At 29.8% G+C, this 22,569-nt stretch carries 22 protein-coding genes and 1 other RNA gene; 7 read left to right on the top strand and 16 right to left on the bottom strand.

Translation table 11 applies throughout. From position 1 onward, the window contains the following. Nucleotides 1–55: 55 nt before the first annotated feature. Nucleotides 56–1,483: an AAA family ATPase gene (locus Q0958_RS07330; RefSeq protein ID WP_299121674.1), complete on the top strand. Its 1,428-nt coding sequence runs from the start codon at nucleotides 56–58 to the stop codon at nucleotides 1,481–1,483. 78 nt (nucleotides 1,484–1,561) lie between these two features. Then, nucleotides 1,562–4,078, top strand: coding sequence for a PIG-L family deacetylase (locus Q0958_RS07325; RefSeq protein WP_299121673.1), 2,517 nt, complete (start codon nucleotides 1,562–1,564; stop codon nucleotides 4,076–4,078). A gap of 71 nt (nucleotides 4,079–4,149) precedes the next feature. Here the strand turns inward: Q0958_RS07325 and Q0958_RS07320 are convergent, their stop codons facing one another. From Q0958_RS07320 to ruvX, 9 genes are all read right to left on the bottom strand, one after another. Then, a complete protein-coding gene (locus Q0958_RS07320; protein ID WP_299121671.1) occupies nucleotides 4,150–5,337 on the bottom strand; it encodes an alpha/beta hydrolase-fold protein in 1,188 nt (395 codons plus the stop codon). Nucleotides 5,338–5,401: 64 nt separating this feature from the next. Beyond that, a complete protein-coding gene (locus Q0958_RS07315) occupies nucleotides 5,402–6,244 on the bottom strand; it encodes an AraC family transcriptional regulator (protein WP_299121669.1) in 843 nt (280 codons plus the stop codon). A gap of 48 nt (nucleotides 6,245–6,292) precedes the next feature. Next, nucleotides 6,293–6,715 (bottom strand): hypothetical protein, encoded by a 423-nt coding sequence (locus Q0958_RS07310; RefSeq protein ID WP_299121668.1) that lies wholly within the window; start codon nucleotides 6,713–6,715, stop codon nucleotides 6,293–6,295. Between the two features lie 2 nt (nucleotides 6,716–6,717). Continuing rightward, nucleotides 6,718–7,443 carry a (S)-benzoin forming benzil reductase gene (locus Q0958_RS07305; RefSeq protein WP_299121667.1) on the bottom strand — a complete coding sequence of 242 codons (726 nt, stop codon included), beginning with the start codon at nucleotides 7,441–7,443 and terminating at the stop codon, nucleotides 6,718–6,720. 92 nt (nucleotides 7,444–7,535) lie between these two features. Further along, nucleotides 7,536–8,366 (bottom strand): M57 family metalloprotease, encoded by an 831-nt coding sequence (locus tag Q0958_RS07300; protein WP_299121665.1) that lies wholly within the window; start codon nucleotides 8,364–8,366, stop codon nucleotides 7,536–7,538. A 135-nt stretch (nucleotides 8,367–8,501) separates the two neighbouring features. Continuing rightward, nucleotides 8,502–9,281, bottom strand: a complete 780-nt coding sequence (mazG, locus tag Q0958_RS07295; protein ID WP_299121664.1) for a nucleoside triphosphate pyrophosphohydrolase — start codon at nucleotides 9,279–9,281, stop codon at nucleotides 8,502–8,504. A gap of 3 nt (nucleotides 9,282–9,284) precedes the next feature. After that, a complete protein-coding gene (locus tag Q0958_RS07290) occupies nucleotides 9,285–9,707 on the bottom strand; it encodes a DUF5606 domain-containing protein (protein ID WP_299121663.1) in 423 nt (140 codons plus the stop codon). Nucleotides 9,708–9,733: 26 nt separating this feature from the next. Beyond that, nucleotides 9,734–10,321 carry a peptide deformylase gene (def, locus tag Q0958_RS07285; protein ID WP_299121662.1) on the bottom strand — a complete coding sequence of 196 codons (588 nt, stop codon included), beginning with the start codon at nucleotides 10,319–10,321 and terminating at the stop codon, nucleotides 9,734–9,736. Between the two features lie 54 nt (nucleotides 10,322–10,375). After that, nucleotides 10,376–10,786, bottom strand: coding sequence for a Holliday junction resolvase RuvX (gene ruvX / locus Q0958_RS07280; RefSeq protein ID WP_299121661.1), 411 nt, complete (start codon nucleotides 10,784–10,786; stop codon nucleotides 10,376–10,378). A 116-nt stretch (nucleotides 10,787–10,902) separates the two neighbouring features. Here ruvX and Q0958_RS07275 point away from each other — a divergent pair, with 116 nt between their 5' ends. Next, nucleotides 10,903–11,718 (top strand): 2,3,4,5-tetrahydropyridine-2,6-dicarboxylate N-succinyltransferase, encoded by an 816-nt coding sequence (locus Q0958_RS07275; protein WP_150898534.1) that lies wholly within the window; start codon nucleotides 10,903–10,905, stop codon nucleotides 11,716–11,718. A 72-nt stretch (nucleotides 11,719–11,790) separates the two neighbouring features. On the opposite strand, the gene Q0958_RS07270 is transcribed toward Q0958_RS07275, so the two are convergent. Both Q0958_RS07270 and Q0958_RS07265 read right to left on the bottom strand, forming a co-directional pair. Further along, nucleotides 11,791–12,534, bottom strand: a complete 744-nt coding sequence (locus Q0958_RS07270) for a glycosyltransferase family 25 protein (protein WP_299121660.1) — start codon at nucleotides 12,532–12,534, stop codon at nucleotides 11,791–11,793. After that, nucleotides 12,531–13,334: an alpha-1,2-fucosyltransferase gene (locus Q0958_RS07265; protein WP_299121659.1), complete on the bottom strand. Its 804-nt coding sequence runs from the start codon at nucleotides 13,332–13,334 to the stop codon at nucleotides 12,531–12,533. The genes Q0958_RS07270 and Q0958_RS07265 overlap by 4 nt, the downstream gene beginning before the upstream one ends. A 93-nt stretch (nucleotides 13,335–13,427) precedes the next feature. Here Q0958_RS07265 and Q0958_RS07260 point away from each other — a divergent pair, with 93 nt between their 5' ends. Both Q0958_RS07260 and Q0958_RS07255 read left to right on the top strand, forming a co-directional pair. Further along, a complete protein-coding gene (locus tag Q0958_RS07260; RefSeq protein WP_299121658.1) occupies nucleotides 13,428–13,985 on the top strand; it encodes an L-threonylcarbamoyladenylate synthase in 558 nt (185 codons plus the stop codon). A gap of 4 nt (nucleotides 13,986–13,989) precedes the next feature. Next, nucleotides 13,990–15,414 (top strand): HD domain-containing protein, encoded by a 1,425-nt coding sequence (locus Q0958_RS07255; RefSeq protein ID WP_299121656.1) that lies wholly within the window; start codon nucleotides 13,990–13,992, stop codon nucleotides 15,412–15,414. 35 nt (nucleotides 15,415–15,449) lie between these two features. Here Q0958_RS07255 and Q0958_RS07250 read toward each other — a convergent pair whose 3' ends face one another. From Q0958_RS07250 to Q0958_RS07235, 4 genes are all read right to left on the bottom strand, one after another. Next, the gene (locus Q0958_RS07250; RefSeq protein ID WP_299121654.1) at nucleotides 15,450–17,279 is read right to left on the bottom strand and encodes an ABC transporter ATP-binding protein; all 1,830 of its coding nucleotides are present in this window, start codon (nucleotides 17,277–17,279) and stop codon (nucleotides 15,450–15,452) included. Continuing rightward, on the bottom strand, nucleotides 17,279–18,988 hold the full coding sequence (locus Q0958_RS07245; RefSeq protein WP_299121652.1) for a phospho-sugar mutase: 1,710 nt from the start codon (nucleotides 18,986–18,988) through the stop codon (nucleotides 17,279–17,281). Before Q0958_RS07245 ends, Q0958_RS07250 begins: the two co-directional genes overlap by 1 nt. Nucleotides 18,989–19,020: 32 nt before the next feature. After that, nucleotides 19,021–19,977, bottom strand: a complete 957-nt coding sequence (locus Q0958_RS07240; protein WP_299121649.1) for a glycosyltransferase family 2 protein — start codon at nucleotides 19,975–19,977, stop codon at nucleotides 19,021–19,023. An 81-nt stretch (nucleotides 19,978–20,058) separates the two neighbouring features. Then, complete coding sequence (locus tag Q0958_RS07235) at nucleotides 20,059–20,580, bottom strand: DUF4199 domain-containing protein (protein ID WP_299121646.1); 522 nt, start codon at nucleotides 20,578–20,580, stop codon at nucleotides 20,059–20,061. Between the two features lie 164 nt (nucleotides 20,581–20,744). Between Q0958_RS07235 and ffs the strand changes: the two genes are divergently transcribed. Further along, nucleotides 20,745–20,843, top strand: an RNA gene (gene ffs, locus Q0958_RS07230) — signal recognition particle sRNA small type. Nucleotides 20,844–20,867: 24 nt separating this feature from the next. Here the strand turns inward: ffs and Q0958_RS07225 are convergent. Continuing rightward, entirely contained in the window at nucleotides 20,868–21,779 is a 912-nt protein-coding gene (locus Q0958_RS07225; RefSeq protein ID WP_299121643.1) for a tyrosine recombinase, read from the bottom strand. 97 nt (nucleotides 21,780–21,876) lie between these two features. Here Q0958_RS07225 and Q0958_RS07220 point away from each other — a divergent pair, with 97 nt between their 5' ends. Continuing rightward, entirely contained in the window at nucleotides 21,877–22,353 is a 477-nt protein-coding gene (locus tag Q0958_RS07220) for an outer membrane beta-barrel protein (RefSeq protein ID WP_299121641.1), read from the top strand. The last annotated feature ends 216 nt before the right edge of the window (nucleotides 22,354–22,569 follow it).

Here is a 22,569-nt window from a genome sequence, read left to right as displayed (position 1 = left end):
CAATCATGAAAATAATTATCTATAAATACATTTATCTTTGACGATTATTTGAAATATGATAGAATCAGCACCCAATTTTTATAAAGAAATATTACAAAAATTTCCGTACGAGCCTACTCAAAAACAAACGGAATTATTAGATACGTTAACGCATTTTATTTTTGACAACAATAATCGCGCCCTTTTTTTACTAAAAGGATATGCAGGAACAGGAAAAACAACAATTATTAGTACTGTAGTTCATAATTTGTGGAAAGCAGGAAAAAAAGCAGTGCTATTGGCACCAACTGGACGTGCTGCAAAAGTAATTGCTGGTTATTCTAAAAGACAGGCGTTTACAATTCATAAAAAAATATATTTTCCAAAAAAGCAGAGTAATGGAGGTGTAAGTTTTGTTATGCAACCCAATAAGCATTCTAATACTATATTCATAATAGATGAAGCTTCTATGATTTCTGACGATAGACAAAATGCTAAGTTGTTTGAAAATGGTTCTTTATTGGATGATTTAATATCATATGTATATTCGGGCAAAAACTGTAAAATAGTTTTTATAGGAGATACCGCACAGTTGCCTCCTGTAAAATTAACAATGAGCCCGGCTTTAGAAGCAGATAATCTTTCGTTTCAATATAGTAAAGACGTAACGGAGATTGAATTAGATGAAGTAGTTAGGCAACAAGAGGATTCTGGGATTTTAGCAAATGCTACTGATTTACGTTTGTTAGTACAAAACGATGCAACTCATTTTAAGTTTGATTTAAACTTCGCTGATATTATTCGTTTAGAAGATAGTTATGATATCCAAGATGCTATAACTATGGCCTACGATGGTGATTTAGGGGTTGAAGATACCGCCATTATAGTTCGATCTAATAAAAGAGCTAATCAGTATAATGAACAAATAAGAACCAGAATTAGAGGACAAGAGAATGAAATTTCTACTGGAGATTATGTCATGGTAGTAAAGAATAATTATTACTGGTTAAAAGATTCTTCTGCTGCTGGATTTATAGCCAATGGAGATATTTGTGAAGTAATGCGTATAAATTCTATAAAGGAATTATACGGGTTTAAATTTGCTGAAGTTGAGATTCGTATGATTGATTATCCTGATATGAAACCTTTTGATACAGTATTACTTTTAGATACACTTTCGAGTGAGAGTCCTTCATTAACATATGAAGAGTCTAATAAATTATATGAAGCTGTAAAAGAGGATTTTGCTCATGAAAAATCAAAATACAAGCAGTTCATGGGAGTAAAAAAGAACAAGTATTTTAATGCTTTACAAGTTAAGTTTTCATACGCTATGACTTGTCATAAATCACAAGGAGGGCAATGGAATACTGTTTTTATTGAACAACCTTATTTACCAGATGGACCAAGTGTCGAATACTTAAGGTGGTTATATACAGCAGTTACGAGAGCTCAAAAAAAATTATACCTGATAGGTTTTAAGGATGAGTATTTTTTGAGTTAAAAAATGTTAGCGTTTTGTTAATTTGATAGAATCTCAAACTAAAAAAGTTACATTTGTTAGCCAATCAAAACGTTAAAAATGTACAAAAAAACACTTTTTTGTTTTTCTTTTTTATTGATATCCCTGTCAATATTAGCACAAAAACCTCAAAAACTATCATCAAATCAGATTTATGAAAAAATACAGAAACTTAATTTTTTAGGTTCTGCATTATATGTAGCAGCACATCCTGATGATGAGAATACTCGTTTAATAGCTTATTTAGCAAATCATGAAAAAGCCAGAACGGCGTATTTATCGTTAACACGAGGAGATGGAGGTCAAAACTTAATAGGCCCTGAAATAAGAGAGTTGTTAGGTGTAATAAGAACTCAGGAATTATTAGCAGCAAGAAGTGTAGATGGAGGAGAACAACGCTTTTCAAGAGCTAACGATTTTGGATATTCTAAACATCCAGATGAAACCTTAGAAATTTGGGATAAAGACAAAGTTTTAGCCGATGTAGTTTGGGCTATTCGTACATTTAAACCAGATGTAATTATCAATCGTTTCAATCATAGAACTCCAGGTACAACACATGGTCATCATACATCTTCAGCGATGCTAAGTGTAGAAGCATTTGATTTAGCTAATGATAAAACGAAATATCCCAACCAATTAAAAAACACAAGTGTTTGGCAACCTAAGCGATTATTTTTCAATACTTCTTGGTGGTTTTATGGAAGTAGAGAGAAATTTGCAAAAGCTGATAAAAGTAAAATGTTAAGCTTTGATATAGGAACTTATTATCCTTTAAAAGGTTTATCTAATAATGAGTTAGCTTCTATCGCTAGTAGTCAGCATTTATGTCAAGGATTTGGACGTTTAACAACTCGTGGTTCTCAAACTGAATATGTTGAATTTTTAAAAGGGGATTTTCCTAAAGATAAAAAAGATATTTTCTCAGGAATCAATACTACTTGGAATAGAGTAGAAGGAGGAGGAGATATTGGAGACATTTTATATAAGGTTGAAGAAAATTTTGATTTTGTTAATCCTTCTAAACATCTACCAGCTTTATTAAAAGCATATGGGTTAGTTCAAAACTTAAAAGATGAACATTGGAAAAAAATAAAAAGTAAAGAGCTTAAAGATATAATCAAAGCTTGTGCAGGATTATATTTAGAAGCTTCAGCAAATAGTTCTAGTACAACTCCTAATAGTGTGGTAAACGTAAATTTTGAAGTACTAAATAGAAGTGAAATTTCTATGGAATTAGCATCAATAAAAGTTTTACCAGGTGGTAATGAAATTAAAAAAGGATTAGACTTAGCTCCTAATTCAAAGAAAAACTTCAAGGAAAACATTACTATTGGAGCTTTAGATTATTCATCTCCTTATTGGTTAAGTACTCCTTGGGATTTAGGAATGTACAAAGTTGCTAATAAAAAAGTTATAGGAAATCCTGAAACAAAGAGACCAATTCAAGTACAATATAATTTATTAATTGAGGATAAGGAAATATCATTTACAATTCCAGTTGTACACAGATATTCTCAAAGAGATAAAGGTGAAATTTATGAACCATTTGAGATACTTCCTAAAGTAACTACTAAGTTAAAAAACAAAGTAGTAATCTTTTCAGAAGAACATTCACAAAAAGTATCATTAGAAGTGCGTTCTGGAGCTAAGAATGTAAAAGGAACTGTTTCTTTACAAGTACCAAATGGATGGAAAGTGTCGCCTAATGAAATTCCTTTTGATATAGAGCAAAAAGGAGATGTGCAAGTAGTTGATTTTAAAGTAACACCGCCAAATGCACAATCGGAAGTAGTTTTAAAAGCAGTTGCGAAAGTAGATGGAGAATCTTTTGATAAGGAATTGGTTGAAATTAATTATGAGCATATACCAAAACAATCAGTTTTATTGCCTTCAGAAGCAAAAATGGTGCGTTTAAATATTAAAAAACAAGGAAAGAGGATTGCTTATATTCAAGGTTCTGGTGATGCTGTTCCTGAAAGCTTACGTCAAATTGGTTATGATGTTATAGAGATTAATCCAAAAGATATTAACGATAAGAATTTAGAAGAATTTGATGCTGTAGTAGTAGGAATACGTGCTTATAATGTATTACCTGAATTACAATTCAAACAAAAGTATTTACTTGATTATGTTAAGAATGGTGGTAACATGATTGTTCAGTATAATACTAGTAGGAGAGTAGATGTAAAAGCTCCTTTTGAACTAAAATTATCGAGAGATAGAGTTACTGATGAGCATGCTAAAGTTACGATGTTAGCTAAAAATCATTCAATATTAAATTATCCAAATAAAGTTTCTGAATCAGACTTTAATGGTTGGGTACAAGAAAGAGGTTTGTATTTTCCAAACCAATGGGGTAAAGAATTTACACCTATATTATCTATGAGTGATAAAGGAGAATCAACCAAAACAGGAAGTTTATTAATAGCTAAATATGGTAAAGGAAATTATATGTACACTGGTTTAAGTTTCTTTAGAGAGCTACCAGCAGGAGTTTCTGGGGCTTATAAATTATTTGCAAATATGTTATCGGTTGGTAAAGAAGAAAGTAAAAAAGAAACTATAAAAATGTAAATTATATTATTCGTTTAAATAAAAAAGCTTGCCTTAGGCAAGCTTTTTTATTTAATATGATTAACAAAAGTTTAGTTATTAAGTTTATGTAGGTTTTTTGCATATAGTTTTTTAAAGTATTCTTTATCGTTATTATATTCAAAATATTCATCTTCTAAAACTTTAATAGCTTGCTCTAAGTACTTTCTTGCCGTTGCTTTCTTATTTATTAAAATTAAGTTTTCAGCAATAATATTGTAGTATCTCGATTCAGTTGGATAATTTTCTATAGCATTTTTAGCTAGTTTTATAATGTCCTTATGCTTTTTATTTTTTTCTAAAGCGGCAATAAAATTATAATAATCATGTTTTTGTGGAATAACAGTATATCCAGTCCAATTAGAAAGTTTCTCATAAAAAAGCATAAAATTTTGTAACACGTTTTTACTGTTTATAATCTCTTCTCTTTGTTTAGGAGATATTTTCCATCTCTTAGATAAATCTTGTAAAGCTAAATGAGTACTTTCCAAAGGAGTAGTAGCGTGATTGTAGTTTTTTAAAATTTTAAAATTCCAATCTAAGTTTTTGCTTTTATGAAATTTTAATACAGAATCTAATTTTTTTACTGGAGGTAAAAATTGAATATCAGTATTTCCTGAAGTTCCCATAGTAACATAAAAATAGCTATTCAGTTTTTTAATTTTAGTAATATTACGTTGAAGTTTTAAAACAACTTCTTCATCATCTAATTGAAGGTTAGGACTAATTGCTATATAAGCGTTAAATAACTTAGGATTGTCAGTTAAACTATTTAAAACAAAAGTGCCTCCAAGCGAGTGCCCTATTCCTATTCTAAAATCTGCAATATTGTATTTTGTTTTCAAAAAAGGTATAACCTCGTTAGTAAGATGCTTTTCAAGAAATTTAGCTCCTCCTAAACTAGGAATTTTCCAATCTTCATTAACAGGAGCTGGTGTTAATTCATATTGTCTTTTTTTATTTTTAATTCCAACAATAATACTTCTAGGGAACTCTTTAATTTCAGTTAAATAATCTATAGTAGAAGTAAGTAACTTGTAGTATGGATTCCATTGTGCATCAAAAATAAAAATAACGGGAAGATGTTCGTTGGTTTTCATTTTTTTGGGAAGGTGAACTTTGAATTCACGAATTTCTTTGAATGCTTCAGATTGGATGCTAAAAACAGTATTCATAGGTGATTGAGAATAAACTAAAAAGTTCATTGCAGAGCAGAAAATGAACGATATAATGTACTTCATGTTTTATTTTTTCAACAAAAAAAAGTAATTATAGAAAAGTAAAATTGGCGAAAATGGACACAAGCTATTTGAAGTTCCAAAAAGTGTCTTCATAACCTAAGTGTTGTATGTTTTTAAAAAATGTTTTAGGGTTTAATCCGGTTAATTTTTTAAAATGATTAATAAATTGTGACTGATCATAATATTTATTGTCAATAGCTAGCTCTGTTAGCGAAGATTTTTTATTTAACAAAAGATAGTCATTTAAGGCTTTCCTAAACTGAACAATATTAGTGTATTCTTTAGGAGTACAGCACAGATGTTTTTTATAAAGTCTTGAAAGAGTCTTCTCACTTACTCCACACTTTTTAGCATGCTCTTTAATTGTAACTTTTTTTTCTGAATTAGTTATTAAGTTTATAGAATGCTCTAGCTTTTCTTCAGTAAAAGGATGATGTTTTTTAATAAAAAAAGCATCTAATAAATTTACTTTTTGATTTATATTTTTCTCAGAATAAATAGAATTGCATAGTTGAATAAATTCATCACCAAAATAGTTAAATGATTTGTCTATAGGATTATTTGTAATTTCTGAAAGAGGGATATTTATAAAATGATTAATACCTAACTCTTGAAATACAATACCAATTTTATTAAAAGGAGCAATGATTTCTGCTGTTCTAAATTGTTTTTGTATGCCAGAGTATAGAATACTATAAAAATTGTTTTTTGGAGTGCTTATAGAGTTGTTTTTACTATACGAAACTTTTGAGTTTTTATAAATAGTAAGCGCATTTTTGGTATTTGGATAATAAATAAACTTTTTATGAAGAGTATCAACTAATGAGTTGTGGAAATAATAATAGGAAATAGTTGAATGTAAAAGAGAATTCTTGGGTTTTTGAGTGATAAAACTTTCTTTTTCCATATTGCAATTTTAATAATTGTAGCCTTTAAAAAATAAAAAGGGAAGGTGTTAGCTCCAACTCATGTTAATTCTGACTTTCTTTCCTTGAATTTCTACAGTACCACCAGAAGATTTTTGCTCTCCTGGATAAACTTCATAGATTTTTATATTACTTTTTACCTTAGGAAAATTATCCTTAAGTCTTTTAGATTGTTTTATCCATAAATCTATTACATTAGGATTATTAACTTCAAACTCAATTATAAATTGACGAGTAAATGGATTTCCTCTTTTTTCTATTGTTAGATTTTTAATTTCATTAGGTAATTTATTTAAACCACCCCATTCAAGTGTTGTTTCAATGATGTTTTGCTTTTCCCATGGGAATACGTAGCTATTTGAAATAAAAAAGAAACATAGTATCAAGCTAAATAAAACGATGAAAACTTTGATAGATTTAATGAATAGCTTTTTATAAAAAAAAATATTCATCATTAAAAATTCCTAATATCTATAATATCACCATTTTTAAGCTTATTTAAGGTGTCTATAGAATAAATAGACTCGGCAACATATTCTGGAGTATAAAGCTCGTTATTTTCTTTTAAATCAATAAAACGCTGTAGGTTTTTAAAGTCTTTTTTATCGGTGCTTCTAATAGTAGTTTGCATATTGGTGTCAACTACACCAGGATATATAGCAACGCATTTTACTCCATTTTCTAACTCATTTTGTTCAGCAGCAATTGCTTTTGTCATCATATCAATTGCTGCTTTTGATGTACAGTATACACTCCAGCCTTCATAAGGTTTCATAGCTGCTCCAGATGAAATGTTAATAATTTGTTTTTTGCAATTTAAGTTTTCAAGATTTTTAATAAATAAACTTGACAAAATGAGTGGAGTAGTGGTGTTTAGTTGAATGCTTTTAGAAATATCATCTACAGCAATATTTTCTAAATTTGAAATCACACCTAATCTTCCTGCATTATTAATAAGTGTAATAGATGTAATATTGATATTCTTTAATTCTTCTAATAATGTTGAAAAAGCCTCTTGTGCGGCCTTATTATTTGATAAATCAACAGAGATTTCAGTGCAATTTTTTAAGTTATTTATACTTCTAGAAAGTGTATATACTTTATAGTTTTTAGAAGCGTATTTCTCAACTAAGGCTTTACCAATGCCTTTACTTCCTCCCGTAATAATAATTATATCCATAAAGTAAAAATACAGGATTATAATACCAATTCAAAACAATAAAAGCTTTCAAATATTTGAAAGCTTTTATTGTTTGATGTTATGAATTTAAACTAATACAAGTAGTTTAATGCTATAATATCATTACTGTTAAATTCTCCTGTTACACCAGAATTAAAGCAGGCTAACATTAAAGAAGTTGGATCATAACCTGGGGTTGTTCCTGGTATAGGGATAGCACCTACGCCACCATCGCCTTCATTGATGTTTTGTCCACAACTTTGTCTTGTTTGCCAATCTGTATGTCTAAACCCGATAGAATGTCCTATTTCATGAGTAATAACATGTTCTATAATGTCTAAATTTAAATTTGATAATCCATGTATTTCTATCCATTTATTTGGATTGCCATTTGAAGGAAATCCTGCAGAACCACCAGAACCACTAACAAAAGGATCTACATATACGACCATGTCTTTGTTACTGAAATTTGTTCCAAAGGTTAAATTGAAAGTAATACTTAAATTGAGTTCATTATAGTTTTGAACAGCCATAGTTAGTGCGGTTTGTTCACTACTAGATAATCCTAAGCTGTTATTAGCCGTATATCCCATTATATCAATGGTAGTACCAGGTGTTACTAAATTATTGGTGCGATAATTCCTACCTAAAAGGTTAGTTATTTTATCAAATTTCATAATTTGTTCGTAACTCAAATGAATATCTCCTTCAACAAGGTAACTGTCTACTGTTGTTCCATCTGGTAAATGTCGTTTAACTAGTTGAACATCGTGAGTATTGATGTTAAAGTCTTTTAATTTTTGAAGTACTTCTTCTGAAATGGTCTGTGTTTCTTGTACGTTTTGTAACTCGTTTTCGTTACAACTTACCATTAATACCATAGCGGCAATTAATGATAGAAGGCCGGGGGGCATTTTTCTCATAATTATTATATTAAGTTTTTGTAATCGCTTGATAATAAATATACTAAATATAATAATTGGATTTACAACCCTTGTTCAAAAAAGGTGATTTTCCTACGAAATTCTTACAATAAAATATTCGAGAGTTTTAAAGTGTTATTTGAAATGTTTTTTTGAAGCATTCCAAAAAACATCCATTTCAGCTAAAGTCATTTCGGAAATTTTCTTTCCTTCTTTTTTTGCTGCTTTTTCTAAATATTGAAAACGATTGATAAACTTCTTATTTGTTTTTTCTAAAGCGTTTTCAGGGTTTACATTAATAAATCTTGCGTAGTTAATCATAGAGAAGAGTACATCTCCAAACTCTTTTTCTATGTTCTCTTGGTTACCATTTTTAATTTCATCGTTAAGCTCAGAAATTTCCTCTTGAACTTTTTCCCATACTTGATGTGGTTCTTCCCAATCGAAACCTACCCCAGCAACTTTTTCTTGAATTCTGTTGGCTTTTACAACAGCAGGTAAACTTTTAGGGACACCTTCTAAAACGGAGTTTTTACCTTCTTTAAGTTTTAATGCTTCCCAGTTCTTTTTTACATCTTCTTCGTTTTCAACTTTAGTATCACCATATATATGAGGGTGACGACTAATTAATTTATCAGAGATAGAGTTGGCAACATCAGCGATGTCGAAAGCTTGTTTTTCGCTTCCTATTTTAGCATAAAAGACGATGTGCAGAAGCACATCGCCTAATTCTTTTTTTATTTCGTTTAAATCATTGTCTAAAATGGCATCAGCCAATTCGTAAGTTTCTTCAATTGTTAAGTGACGTAAACTTTCTAAGGTTTGTTTTTTATCCCATGGACACTTCTCTCGAAGATCATCCATAATATCTAACAAACGATTGAATGCGTCTAATTGAGCCTTACGATTATTCATGATTTATTCTTCTTCCTCTGTAGTTACAGCCTCAATAGCTAAAGTACTAAAGTCAAAGTTAGCTTTAGCTAAAGTGTTGTACCATTGAATTACTTTTTTAATGTTAGAAGCATATACACGTTCCTCATCAAAATCAGGTAAAATTTCAGAAAAGTAAGCTGTTAACTTAGCAGCGCTTTCTTTATGAGAAATAGCTTCTTTGTTATCTTCTTTATCAGCAATATTCTTGAAAATTTTAGCTAAAGGAACTTCCTCTTCGTATGTGTAAATAGCAATATTCTCTAATAAGCTTACATTATGTGTAGCTGTAATAGGAAAACGCTTACCATCAACGATAGATTTTACGATAACTCCTGTTTTAGTTTGTGATAAAATTTCAAATAATCCTGGTTTACCAGTAACGGCAATAATTTTGTTAAATTCCATATTAAAATATTTTAAGTCTTATAAGACTATCTTCTTTTCGCATTAGGAAAACGCATTCTATATCCAGCGTTAATCTTTCCTTTTGATATATTTTCTAATTTCTTTTTAATTAATCGTTTTTTCAATGAAGAAAGTTTATCGGTAAATAAAACTCCTTCAATATGATCGTATTCATGTTGAAAAACACGTGCAGCTAAACCACTTAAAGTTTCAGTATGCTTTTCAAAGTTTTCATCTTGATATTCAATAGTAATGGTTTCTTGACGAAAAACATCTTCTCTAACATCAGGAATACTTAAACAACCTTCATTAAATGCCCATTCATCACCTTCTTCTTTGATGATTTTAGCATTAATAAAAACACGATTAAAGTCTTTTAATACATTTCTATCTTCTTCTTCTAATTCCTCATCTTCCGCAAAAGGAGATGCATCGATTAAAAAAAGACGAATTGCTTTTCCTATTTGAGGAGCAGCAAGACCTACACCTTGTGCATTATACATAGTTTCTCTCATATCAGAAATCAATTTTTCTAATTGAGGATAATCTTTATCGATTTCTTTTCCTACTTTACGTAATACGGGATCTCCGTAAGCAACAATGGGTAAAATCATGTATTTTTTAATTTTTAAGAGTGCAAAAATACAAAGAATGGTTTGGGTAGAAAACTATTTGTTGTATAAATACGATTGTAAAATGATTGTAGCACTTATTTCGTCTACTAAGGCCTTATTTTGACGTTGTTTCTTTTTTAAACCGCTATCAATCATAGTTTGAAAAGCCATTTTAGAAGTAAAACGCTCATCAACTCTTTTTAAAGGGATTGTTGGGATTGATTTTTTTAGTTTTTCCAAGAAAGGAAGAATTAATTCTTCACTTTGACTATCTGTATTATTCATCTGCTTAGGCTTACCAATAACAAACAATTCTACATTTTCTTTTTTAGTATAGTCAATTAAGAAAGTAATTAATTCATTGGTGTTAACAGTGGTTAAACCAGAAGCGATAATTTGTAGTTCATCGGTAACAGCAATTCCTGTTCTTTTTTTACCGAAATCTATGGCTAAAATTCGTCCCAAATATATTTGTTTTTGGCAAAAATACGCATTTTAAACAATGCGTAAACATCTGTTTAAAAAATGTATATTCGCGTTACATTGAAACGGAGATTTTATATTTGTAGAAAATTTTAAAAATGACAGAATTACAATCTATTATAGAAAAAGCATGGGATAATCGTGATTTATTAAAAGAAGAAAACACGATTAACGCAATTAGAAAAGTAGTTGATTTATTAGATGCTGGTGAGTTGCGAGTTGCTGAGCCTACTGAAAATGGTTGGCAGGTTAATGAATGGGTAAAAAAGGCAGTAGTGTTATATTTCCCAATTCAAAAAATGGAAACTTTAGAGGCTGGTATTTTTGAATATCACGATAAAATTCCATTAAAAAGAAATTACGAAGCAAAAGGAATTCGTGTTGTACCAAATGCTGTAGCACGTCATGGAGCTTATATTTCGGCAGGAACTATTTTAATGCCTAGTTATGTAAATATTGGTGCTTATGTAGATGAAGGAACTATGGTTGATACTTGGGCTACTGTTGGTTCATGTGCTCAAATAGGTAAAAATGTTCATTTATCAGGAGGTGTTGGTATTGGAGGTGTATTAGAGCCTTTACAAGCTGCTCCTGTAATTATTGAAGATGGTGCCTTTATTGGGTCTCGTTGTATTGTTGTTGAAGGTGTTAGAGTAGAGAAGGAAGCTGTTTTAGGTGCTAATGTAGTATTAACTATGAGTACTAAAATTATAGATGTAACAGGTGATGAACCAGTAGAAATGAAAGGGGTAGTACCTGCTCGTTCCGTTGTGATTCCAGGTAGTTATACTAAGAAATTTGCTGCTGGTGAATACCAAGTTCCTTGTGCTTTAATTATTGGAAAGCGTAAAGAGAGTACCAATAAGAAGACCTCTTTAAATGATGCTTTAAGAGAATATGATGTAGCCGTATAGAGCGAACAATATATTTAGTATAAAAAAACACCAAATGAAATTTGGTGTTTTTTTATTTTATAAGCTTTAGATTTATTTTTTATAAAAACTATAATTTCTAATAAATCTGTATGTTTTATAGGTAAGTAATGCTATAAGTTGCCATAAAGGTCTAAGAACTTCTCTAATCACTTTTTTATATAAAGGCATCTTTTTTTGCTGTATTGTTGTACCTCCAATATTAAAATCATTACTTTTTACATACTCTTTTCGAGTTACTAGAACAGGTGTCTTATGTTTGAAAACATCTTGTTTAATAACATCAATAGGAGAATAATAGACTCCTAAATTAGTAGACAGTTTTTTAGCGGCTTCTTTACCTATTATTTGCCCTGTAGTTTGCAATGGTGGAACTAAGAACTTTGTAGTATAATCTGTTTGACTTAAGGTATAAAAACCTTTTCTTCCTGAAATATCAACAAAATCTTCTGTAGTGATATCATTTAGTATATTAGGTAGATCAGTAAAAAAATCATCCGTAAGTAATGCGTCATCTTCTAAAACAATCGCATAATCTTCTTCTTGATTTTGAATAATTTCCCAAAGTTTGAAATAGGTCATTGTTAAACCAATTTCCCCATCGTTTAAATAAGGGTAATGTGTAAGTATGTTATGTTGTTTTTTAGACTTTCTTAAAAAATCACTTGGTAATTCTTTTCCGTATACAGCTGGCATTCTTTCTAATGGAACATTCAGTTTTTTAAACTGATCTTCCATAAAGTCCCTTCTCTGAACGCTCTTATCTAAATTTATATAGTATACTTTGTATGATTTCATATTCTAACCCAGTTTTGAGGTACTATTTCATTTTCTTTGTCTATATACCACTGTTTAGGAGCTATGACTGTTTTATTTTCGTTTTTGTTAAGCCAAGCTCCCCACCAAGAAAAAGTACTATTAGCAGTAATATTATGATTGCATAAACTCATTAAATAAATGTCTTCATGAGGTATTGTTTTATGATCTACATATACGGCATTTTCAACAGGTAAATTACTTTTTACCCATTCAATATCGTCAGAGAAAATAAAGAATTTCACCTCACCATATTTTTTATTTAATAGTTCAATAGCTTCTTTGTAATACTCTAAACTACAGGTACCATGAACGCTATTAGCTTTTTGGTCAGAAATATAATCACCTCTTCTTATATGTAAAGAACAGCTAATTTTAGCCTCTTTTATTTGCTTACTATAATCTTTGGTAGAAGTAGCTAAATCAATATTAATAGTGAATTGTTCTAGTAAAGTATCTCTAATTTCTGAAAAATATTTTTCAGTTTGAAAATATCCTTTAACATACTCATTTCCCTTTATCGATTTAAAATCTTGATTAAAAAGAAGACTTTTTTCTTTTAAAGATTTTTTTAAGCCTAATTTTCCTAAGTTGATAGCAAATGAACTAGCAGAGTCTAAATCAATTTTATATTTATCTAATTGATATCCTCCATGGAGTTTATATTTTTTGAATTTTGTAATATCAATTTTTACATCATAGCCTGAGAGTTGAAGGGCCTTTGCATATGCATATTGAAACATTTGGTTTCCAAGACCACCAACTATTCTTATAATTACCATATTTAGTTTTTATGTAAAGAGAATTGTAATTTTGTATTCTCGAACAAATGTACTTAAATTGTTATAAAAACAGAGTCAAAAGATAACAGAAAGATGTTGGAAGAAATAAACAGAACAGAAAGTTTTTTAAAAAAAAGCGGAATCATTTTATACCCTACAGATACTGTTTGGGGAATAGGTTGTGATGCAACAGATACAGAATCAGTAAAACGAATTTTTGAAATTAAAAATAGAGAAGAATCAAAAAGTTTAATCATTTTAGTAGACTCTATTGAAATGCTGCAGCAATATATTGATGAAATTCCTGATGATGCTTTAAAGATTTTAAAGGAAAATAAAAAACCAACTACAATCATATATAACAATCCTAAAGGGTTAGCAAAGAATACAATCGCTTCTGATAATACTGTTGCAATTCGTATACCAGATGATGAATTTTGTAAGCAGTTAATTAAAAAGTTTGGGAAGCCAATTGTATCAACTTCTGCTAATATTAGTGGTGAACCAACAGCTAAATCATTTTCAGAAATAAGCAATGCTATTTTAAATAGTGTAGATTATGTGGTAGATTTGCACAGAGAAAAAATAACCCAAAAATCATCAACAATCTTAAGAATTGATAATGGTTCTGTGATTGTGATAAGAGAGTAAATACATGCAACAGCAATATTATAAAGAAGCAATTACTGCTGAAATATTTCAATATATATCAAAAGCAACTGAAGAACTACAATTAAAAAGTTATGTAATTGGAGGTTTTGTTCGCGATTTTATTTTAAAAAGAGGAGATGCTAAAGATATAGATGTTGTTACTGTAGGAAGCGGAATTGAGTTAGCAAAAAAAGTAGCTTCTTTATTACCTAATACGCCTAAAGTACAAGTTTTTAAAACGTATGGAACAGCAATGTTACGTTATAAAGACACTGAAATAGAATTTGTTGGAGCTAGGAAAGAATCTTACAAAGAAGATAGTAGAAATCCTGAAGTTGAAGCAGGAACGCTTCAAGATGATCAAAATAGAAGAGACTTTACCATAAATGCATTAGCTTTAAGTTTAAATAAAGATTCTTTTGGTTTATTATTAGACCCTTTTGCAGGTATTACTGATTTAGAATCAAAAATTATAAGAACTCCTTTAGATCCAGATATTACATATTCTGACGATCCTTTACGTATGATGCGAGCAATTCGTTTTGCAACGCAATTAAATTTTACGATTGAAAAAAGATCATTGGATGCCATAACAAAAAATGCTTCTCGAATTGATATTATTACAAGAGAACGAATAGTTGTAGAGTTAAACAAAATATTAGAATCACCAAAACCTTCTATTGGTTTCTTGCTTTTAGAAAAAACAAATTTATTGCAGAAAATAATGCCTGAATTGGTTGCTTTAAAAGGAGTAGAGGAGATTGAAGGTCAAAAGCATAAAGATAATTTTTATCATTCATTAGAGGTTGTTGATAATATTTCTGAGAATACAGATGATGTTTGGTTACGTTGGGCAGCTTTGTTGCACGATATAGGAAAAGCTCCAACTAAACGTTACCACAAAAAACAAGGATGGACATTTCATGCGCATGAATTTGTAGGTTCTAAAATGGTTTATAAACTTTTTAAACGTTTAAAAATGCCATTGAATAACAAAATGAAGTTTGTTCAAAAGATGGTGTTATTAAGTTCTCGACCTATTGTTTTAGCTAGTGAAGTAACAGATTCTGCTGTGCGTCGTTTAGTTTTTGATGCAGGTGACGACGTAGATTCGTTAATGACTTTATGTGAGGCAGATATTACTACTAAAAACCCTAAGAAGTTTAAACGTTATCATAAGAATTTTGAATTAGTTCGTATCAAAATAAAAGAAGTTGAAGAACGTGATAGAATTCGTAATTTCCAACCACCTATTACTGGAGAAGAAATAATGAAAGCTTTCGATTTAACTCCATGTAGAGAAATAGGACAAATAAAAGAAGCTATAAAAGAAGCTATTTTAGATGGTAAAATCCCTAATGAACATGAAGCGTCATATGAATTTATGATAGAAAAAGGTAAGAAGTTAGGATTAGAATTAAAGATATAAAAAAAAGAGAAGTTTTAAAACTTCTCTTTTTTTATTTATGATAATGATTGCATTGAAACAAGTTTAAAGTATTCACCTTTTTTGTTTAGTAATTCTTCATGTTTTCCTTGTTCAACAATTTGTCCTTTTCTTAAAACGACAATGTTATCGGCTTTTTGTATAGTTGATAATCTATGGGCAATAACTAAAGAAGTTCTGTTTTCCATCATCTTTTCTAAAGCAGCTTGAACTAATTGTTCGGATTCTGTATCTAAAGCAGATGTAGCTTCATCTAATACCATGATAGGTGGGTTCTTTAAAACCGCCCTAGCTATAGATAAACGTTGTTTTTGACCACCTGAAAGCATATTACCGCTATCACCAATATTGGTTTCAAATTGCTCAGGTAAATCTTTTATAAACTCATAAGCATTGGCAATATCAGAAGCTTCTCTAATTTCTTTTTCAGAGGCATTTTCGTTTCCTAATTTTAAGTTATTAGCAATAGTATCGTTAAAAAGAATAGAATCTTGCGTTACAATACCCATTAAATCTCTTAAAGATTTTTTAGAAATATCCTTGATGTTCTCTCCATCAATAGTAATATCTCCTTTGTTTACATCATAAAAACGAGTAATTAAGTTTGCTAATGTAGATTTTCCACTTCCAGATTGTCCAACTAAGGCAACTGTTTCTCCTTTAGGAATTGTTAGCGAAAAGTCTCTTAAAACATATTCGTCTTTATACTTAAAAGAAATGTTATTAAATGAAATTTCATTTTCGAAGTTTTCCTTTATAATAGCATTCTTTTTATCTTTTATATTGTTTTCTGTATTTAAAATATGCATAATTCTCTCCGCTGAAGCTTCTCCTTTTTGGATGTTGTAATATGCCGTTGTAATCAATTTTATAGGATTTAAAACAGTATAAAATAAAAGGATATAAGCTAAAAACTTACTAGGTTCTAAATCGCTAGTTTTGTTTATAACTTCACTTCCTCCATACCACAAAATGGCTATAATAGTTGCAGAACCTAAAAATTCACTCATTGGTGAAGCTAATGTTTGTCTATGAAAAACACTAGTCATTAATTTTCTAAATCTCTGAGTAGAATCAAAGAACTTATTTCGAATTACATTTTCTGCATTAAAACCTTTAATAACCCTTAACCCTGTTAATGTTTCTTCTATAAATGATAAAAACGTACCTGTTTCTTTTTGAGCTTTTAAAGAACTAGCTTTTAGTTTTTTACTAATAGAAGAGATTATAAATCCAGAAACTGGAAGTAAAATAAAAACAAATAAAGTTAATTTAACACTCATTGAAATCATTATTGAAATAGCAATGATAACAGTAAGAGGTTCTCTTACAATTGCTTCAATAGATGTAAGCATTGAAATTTCTATTTCTTGAACATCAGAAGTCATTCTGGCAATAATATCACCTTTTCTTTTCTCTGTAAAATATGATATAGGAAGCTCTACAAGTTTATTATATAATTTATCTCGTAAATCTTTAACTACACCGGTTCTTAAAAATGTTATCGAATAGGATGCTAAATACCTAAAAAAGTTTTTTAGAAAGAAAAGCGAGAGTGATAACATGCATATAAAAAATAAAACATTAATCTCACCATCATTAATTATTTTTTGAGAAATAAAGTAATTAAAACTACTTTCAGCATAACTACCAAGATGAGTTATTCCTTCATATTCAGGTTTTATATTAACCTTTTCTTCTTTGCCAAAAAGAATATTCAATACAGGAATAAATGCTAACACAGAAAGTACATTAAAAAGCGCGTAAAAAATATTGAATACAATATTTAAAACGGTAAACTTTCTGTATTTTTTTTCATATTTTAAAATATCTTTAAAATACCCCATTATAAATTTAATTCTTTAATAATTCGTTGAATTTTAATATCTAATTTGTTTTCAGTTTCTTGAGCATTTTCAATTGAATCTAATGCTGCTTTTACACTGAAATAAAACTTAATTTTTGGTTCTGTCCCACTAGGACGAGCCGCTATTTTAGTACCATCTTCTGTATGATAAATCAATACATTAGATTTAGGAACATCAATAGTTGTTTCTTCACCTGTAATTAAATTTCTTTTAATAGAAGATTGATAATCGTAAACATATGATACTTTAGAGTTATCTATCTCCTTAATAGGATTGTTACGTAAATCAATCATCATTTGTTTGATTTGTTCTGCGCCATCCATACCTTTTTTAACAATAGAAATTAAATGTTCCTTGTAAAAGTTATGACGTGTATAAAGACTTAATAATTCTTCGTAAAAAGAACTATTGCTTGCTTTAGCATCGGCAGCAATTTCACAAGCTAACAAAGCTGAAGTAACAGCATCTTTATCGCGAACAAAGTCACCAACCATATACCCAAAACTTTCTTCTCCACCACCTATAAAATCTAGAGTAGGGAAGTCTTTAATCATTTTAGCAATCCATTTGAAACCAGTCAGTCCAACTTTAGTTTCTACATCATAAGAATCGGCAATTTCATTAACTAAATTAGTAGATACAATAGTTGAGCCTATAAATTGGTTCCCGTTTAATTTACCTTGTTTTTTCCAGTCGTTAATTAAGAAATCGGTCATCATACTCATAGTTTGATTTCCGTTTAATAATTTCATTTTTCCTTCTGTATCACGAACAGCAATACCAATTCTATCAGAATCAGGGTCGGTTCCTAAAACAATGTCAGCTCCAATTTTATTTGCTAAGTCAACAGCCATTTGTAATGCTTCAGGCTCTTCTGGATTAGGCGATTTTACTGTAGGGAAACTACCATTAGGCTCAGCTTGTTCTTCAACAATATGAACTTGTGTATATCCAGCACGTTTTAATACTTCAGGAATTAATTTAATAGAAGTTCCATGTAATGAAGTAAATACAATTTTTAAATCTTCACGACCTTTGATATTAAAAGTACCATTTTTGATAGAGGCATCCCAAAAAGCTTCGTCTACTTCGCTTCCTATAGTTGAAATAAGCTCTTCTTTAGCGTTAAAATTAATGTCAGTAAATTCTAAAGAGTTCACTTCATCAATAATCCCTTTATCTTCTGGAGGTACGATTTGACCACCATCTGTCCAATATACTTTATACCCATTATATTCAGGTGGATTGTGAGAGGCAGTTAATACAATTCCAACATCACAACCTAAATGGTTTACTGCAAAAGATAATTCTGGAGTAGGGCGTAGGTCTTCAAAAAGAACTACACTAATATTATTGGCAGATAATACATCAGCAACAACTTTAGCTAACCATTTACTATCATGACGACAGTCGTAGCCAATAGCTACTTTTAAATCTTTATTAGGAAATACTTTATGTAAGTAGTTACTTAAACCTTGAGTAGCTTTACCTAAGGTATATTTATTAATTCTATTGGTTCCTGCTCCAACAACACCGCGCATTCCACCAGTACCAAATTCTAAATTTTTATAAAATCGATCAGCCAAATCATCAGAGTTAGTATCGATTAATTGTTGAATTTCTTCATTAGTTTCTGAATCAAAAGAATCAGACAACCATAATTTTGCTTTGTTTAAGATCTCTTCCATGTGTAAAAATAAAAACGTACAAAGGTACGGGTTTAAAAATTCAATTTCTCTTTAATAGAGTAGTGTTTTTGTTGAGGACTACTTTTGATGATTAATTCACCTAAGAATCCTGCTAGAAACAACAAGGTACCTAAAATCATTGAAGTAAGCGCTATATAAAACCAAGGATTATTAGTTACTAGAATAGTTTTTGCTCCAGCGGATAGTCTATATAGTTTCATCATACCAATATAAAAGGCAGAGAAAAAACCAAAAATAAACATAAAACTACCCCAAAGACCAAAAAAGTGCATTGGTCTTTTTCCAAATTTTGATAAAAACGAAATGGTAATTAAATCTAAAAAGCCATTTATAAAGCGATCCATTCCAAATTTAGTTACACCATATTTACGAGCTTGATGTTGTACAACTTTCTCATCAATACGATTGAAACCTTCATTTTTAGCTAAAACAGGTATGTAACGATGCATTTCACCGCTTACCTTAACAGCTTTTACAACGTCTTTTTTGTAGGCTTTTAAGCCGCAGTTAAAATCGTGTAATTTTAAACCAGAAGTTTTACGAGCTGCCCAATTGAATAATTTAGAAGGAATGTTTTTGGTTACAACATTATCGTAACGTTTCTTTTTCCAACCTGAAATTAAATCAAAATTTTCTTTAACAATAAGATTATATAATTCAGGAATTTCATCAGGACTATCTTGTAAATCGGCATCCATGGTAATAACAACATCGCCTTCTGCTAATCCAAAACCAGCATCTAATGCTTGAGACTTACCATAGTTTCGTTGAAAACGTATTCCCTTAACTGATTTGTTTTTAGATGATAAGTCTTGAATTGCTTGCCATGAAGTATCAGTACTTCCATCATCAATAAATATAAGTTCGTATAAAAATTGATTGGATTGCATAACTCTTGCAATCCAATCATGTAATTCTTGTAAAGATTCTTCTTCGTTTAGAAGTGGTATTACTACCGATATATCCATATTAATATGTTACAAAATTTAAAAGGGTAAAGTTACAAAGTCTTTCTTAAAACAGCTAAACTATTACCTCTTAAACTCTTCTTAATAATCGCTTTCCTCTGTTTTTTTCATAATAGCACCACAAATAGCTGAGAAAACAAAACCTAAAAAAGCCGAAAAAATTATAGCGAATGGAACAGCTATTATAGGACTCTGCATCTTTTTAGTCATGGCTTCAGAAGCTTCTATCTGATCTTCGTTTAAACCACTATCTATCCATGCTTGTCTTTGTAATTCAAGAGCTTGTTCTTGAATACTAGGGTCAATCATATTAGTAAATACTAAAGTGTATATAGAAGATATAATTCCACTTATAACAGCAATTCCAACTCCTACTTTTAATGCCTGTCCAAAAGTTAAGAGACCTCCGTTATCTGCTTTGAATTTTTTAATACCTAAAGCTATTAAGATAATCATAGCTACAATACCTATTATACCAGATAGCCAACCTAGAGATATTAAGTTTCCTGTTGCATAAAAAACTAGATGAATAAAAACTCCTGCAATACCTAAGTATAATCCGTAGTTTAAAATAATGCCTTTACTGTTTGCTTGTTTTTCCATTTTTTGTATTTAGTTAGTTTAACAAATATATTATTTTGTTTTAGATGATTTTAAATTAAAAAAAATCTATCGAACAATTCATTAGTATTCAAAGAGTTAAAAATGTTACAAAAAATACTAGTTTTTTTTTGTTGTTTTTCTCAAAAAAGGCTGTAAATTTGCAGCGGCAAGTTCTACACAACTAGCTCCCTTTGAATCCCCCAGGGCGGGAACGCAGCAAGGGTATTAGGTTGTAGCAGTGTGATGTAGGTAGCTTGCCATTTTTTGTATCCGATATTTTCCTTTTCTTATTTTAAATTCAGATTACTTCTAGGGTGATGTAATTCAACAACTTCTTTGAGGTAGCTAGTATCTAAATGTACGTATATTTCTGTTGTTGTAATACTTTCATGTCCTAATAATTGTTGTATTACTCGTAAATCTGCACCATTTTTTAATAAATAAGTAGCAAATGAATGACGTAAAGTATGGGGACCAATATTTTTTTTAAGATTGATTTTTGTAGCTAAGTTTTTTAAGATTATAAATATCATTTGCCTAGTTAGCCGTTTTCCTCGTCTGTTTAAAAAAACTGTGTCTTCATCTTCAACTTTTGGAGTTATATCGCAACGTATATTATTTATGTAAAAATCCAAACGTTGGATAGTAGTAATATGAATAGGAACAAAGCGATATTTATTTCCTTTACCCAAAATACGTATATATTCTTCATCAAAAAATAAATCAGAAAGCTGTAAGTTTATCAATTCACTAACACGAAGTCCACAACTATATATAGTTTCTATGATTGTTTTGTTCCTTTCTCCTTGTGGATGACTTAAATCAATGGCTGCTATTAAATCGTCTATTTCTTCTTTTTCTAGAGTGTCGGGAAGTTTTCTAGCTATATTAGGACTTTCTAATAAATCTGTAGGATTATCCTTTCTATAATCTTCAAAAACTAAATAATCGAAAAAACTGCGCAAACTAGATATAAGTCGTGCTTGACTCCTTGGATTTATAGTTTTGCTAACTTCATAAATGAATTGTTGAATAATGTCCAAGGATATATTTGTAGGTGATGGGGGATTTTTAAGAGTTTTTATGAATAAAATAAGCTTTTTTAGGTCTCTAAAATAGCCGTCAACAGTATTTTTAGAGAGACTTTTTTCTATTTTTAGATAATTTATATAGTTGTAAGTTGTTTGTTTCCAGTTCATTATAAAATTATATTTTTTTTATGTTAAAAAAAGATAATCAGGATTAAAAATAGAGCTAAATTTGCAGACGAAATTATAATTAATTAAATTAAAAATTATGAAAAAATTATTATTAGTTGCTATGATGGCTTTTGGTATGGCTGTTAACGCACAAGAAACTGAATTAAACGTTGGTGGTACTATCGGTTTACCTGTAGGAGATGCTAAAGATGCTAAATTAGATGTAGCTGGAGCTATCGAAGTAAACTACTTATTTAAAGTTTCTGAAGATTTTAAAGTAGGACCATCTGTTTCTTACTTACACTTCAATGGAGATGGAGCTGATTTAGGATATTTACCATTAGCTGCTGCTGCTCGTTATTCTGTAACTGACAAATTCACTTTAGGTGCTGATTTAGGATATGGAATTGGAGTATACCAAGACGGTCAAACAAGTGGTTTTTACTACAGACCAGTAGTTGGTTATAAAGTAACTGATAAAATCACTATCCAAGCTGATTATTCAGGAATCAGTCTTGATGGAGCTACTGTTTCTAAAATTGGTTTAGGAGGAGTTTACTCTTTTTCTTTATAATAAAAGAAATTAAGTTAATTAAAGCCTAGTTATATTGATAACTAGGCTTTTTTTATTTTAAATAATTAGTCTATTGTTTTTAGAAAAAGTATACTTTTGTAAAAAATAAAAAAAGAAATATAAAAAATTACTTGTAATTGCTATGATGTCATTCGGTTTCGCTATGAATATTCAAGGGAATGGTTAAACTGCCAAAGGTAAATGGTTAATTTAAGG

This window comes from uncultured Tenacibaculum sp. (genome assembly GCF_947499065.1).
Classification (GTDB): domain Bacteria; phylum Bacteroidota; class Bacteroidia; order Flavobacteriales; family Flavobacteriaceae; genus Polaribacter.
Note: the sequence above shows the minus strand (reverse complement) of the source record. Positions and strands in the feature narration are given on the sequence as shown.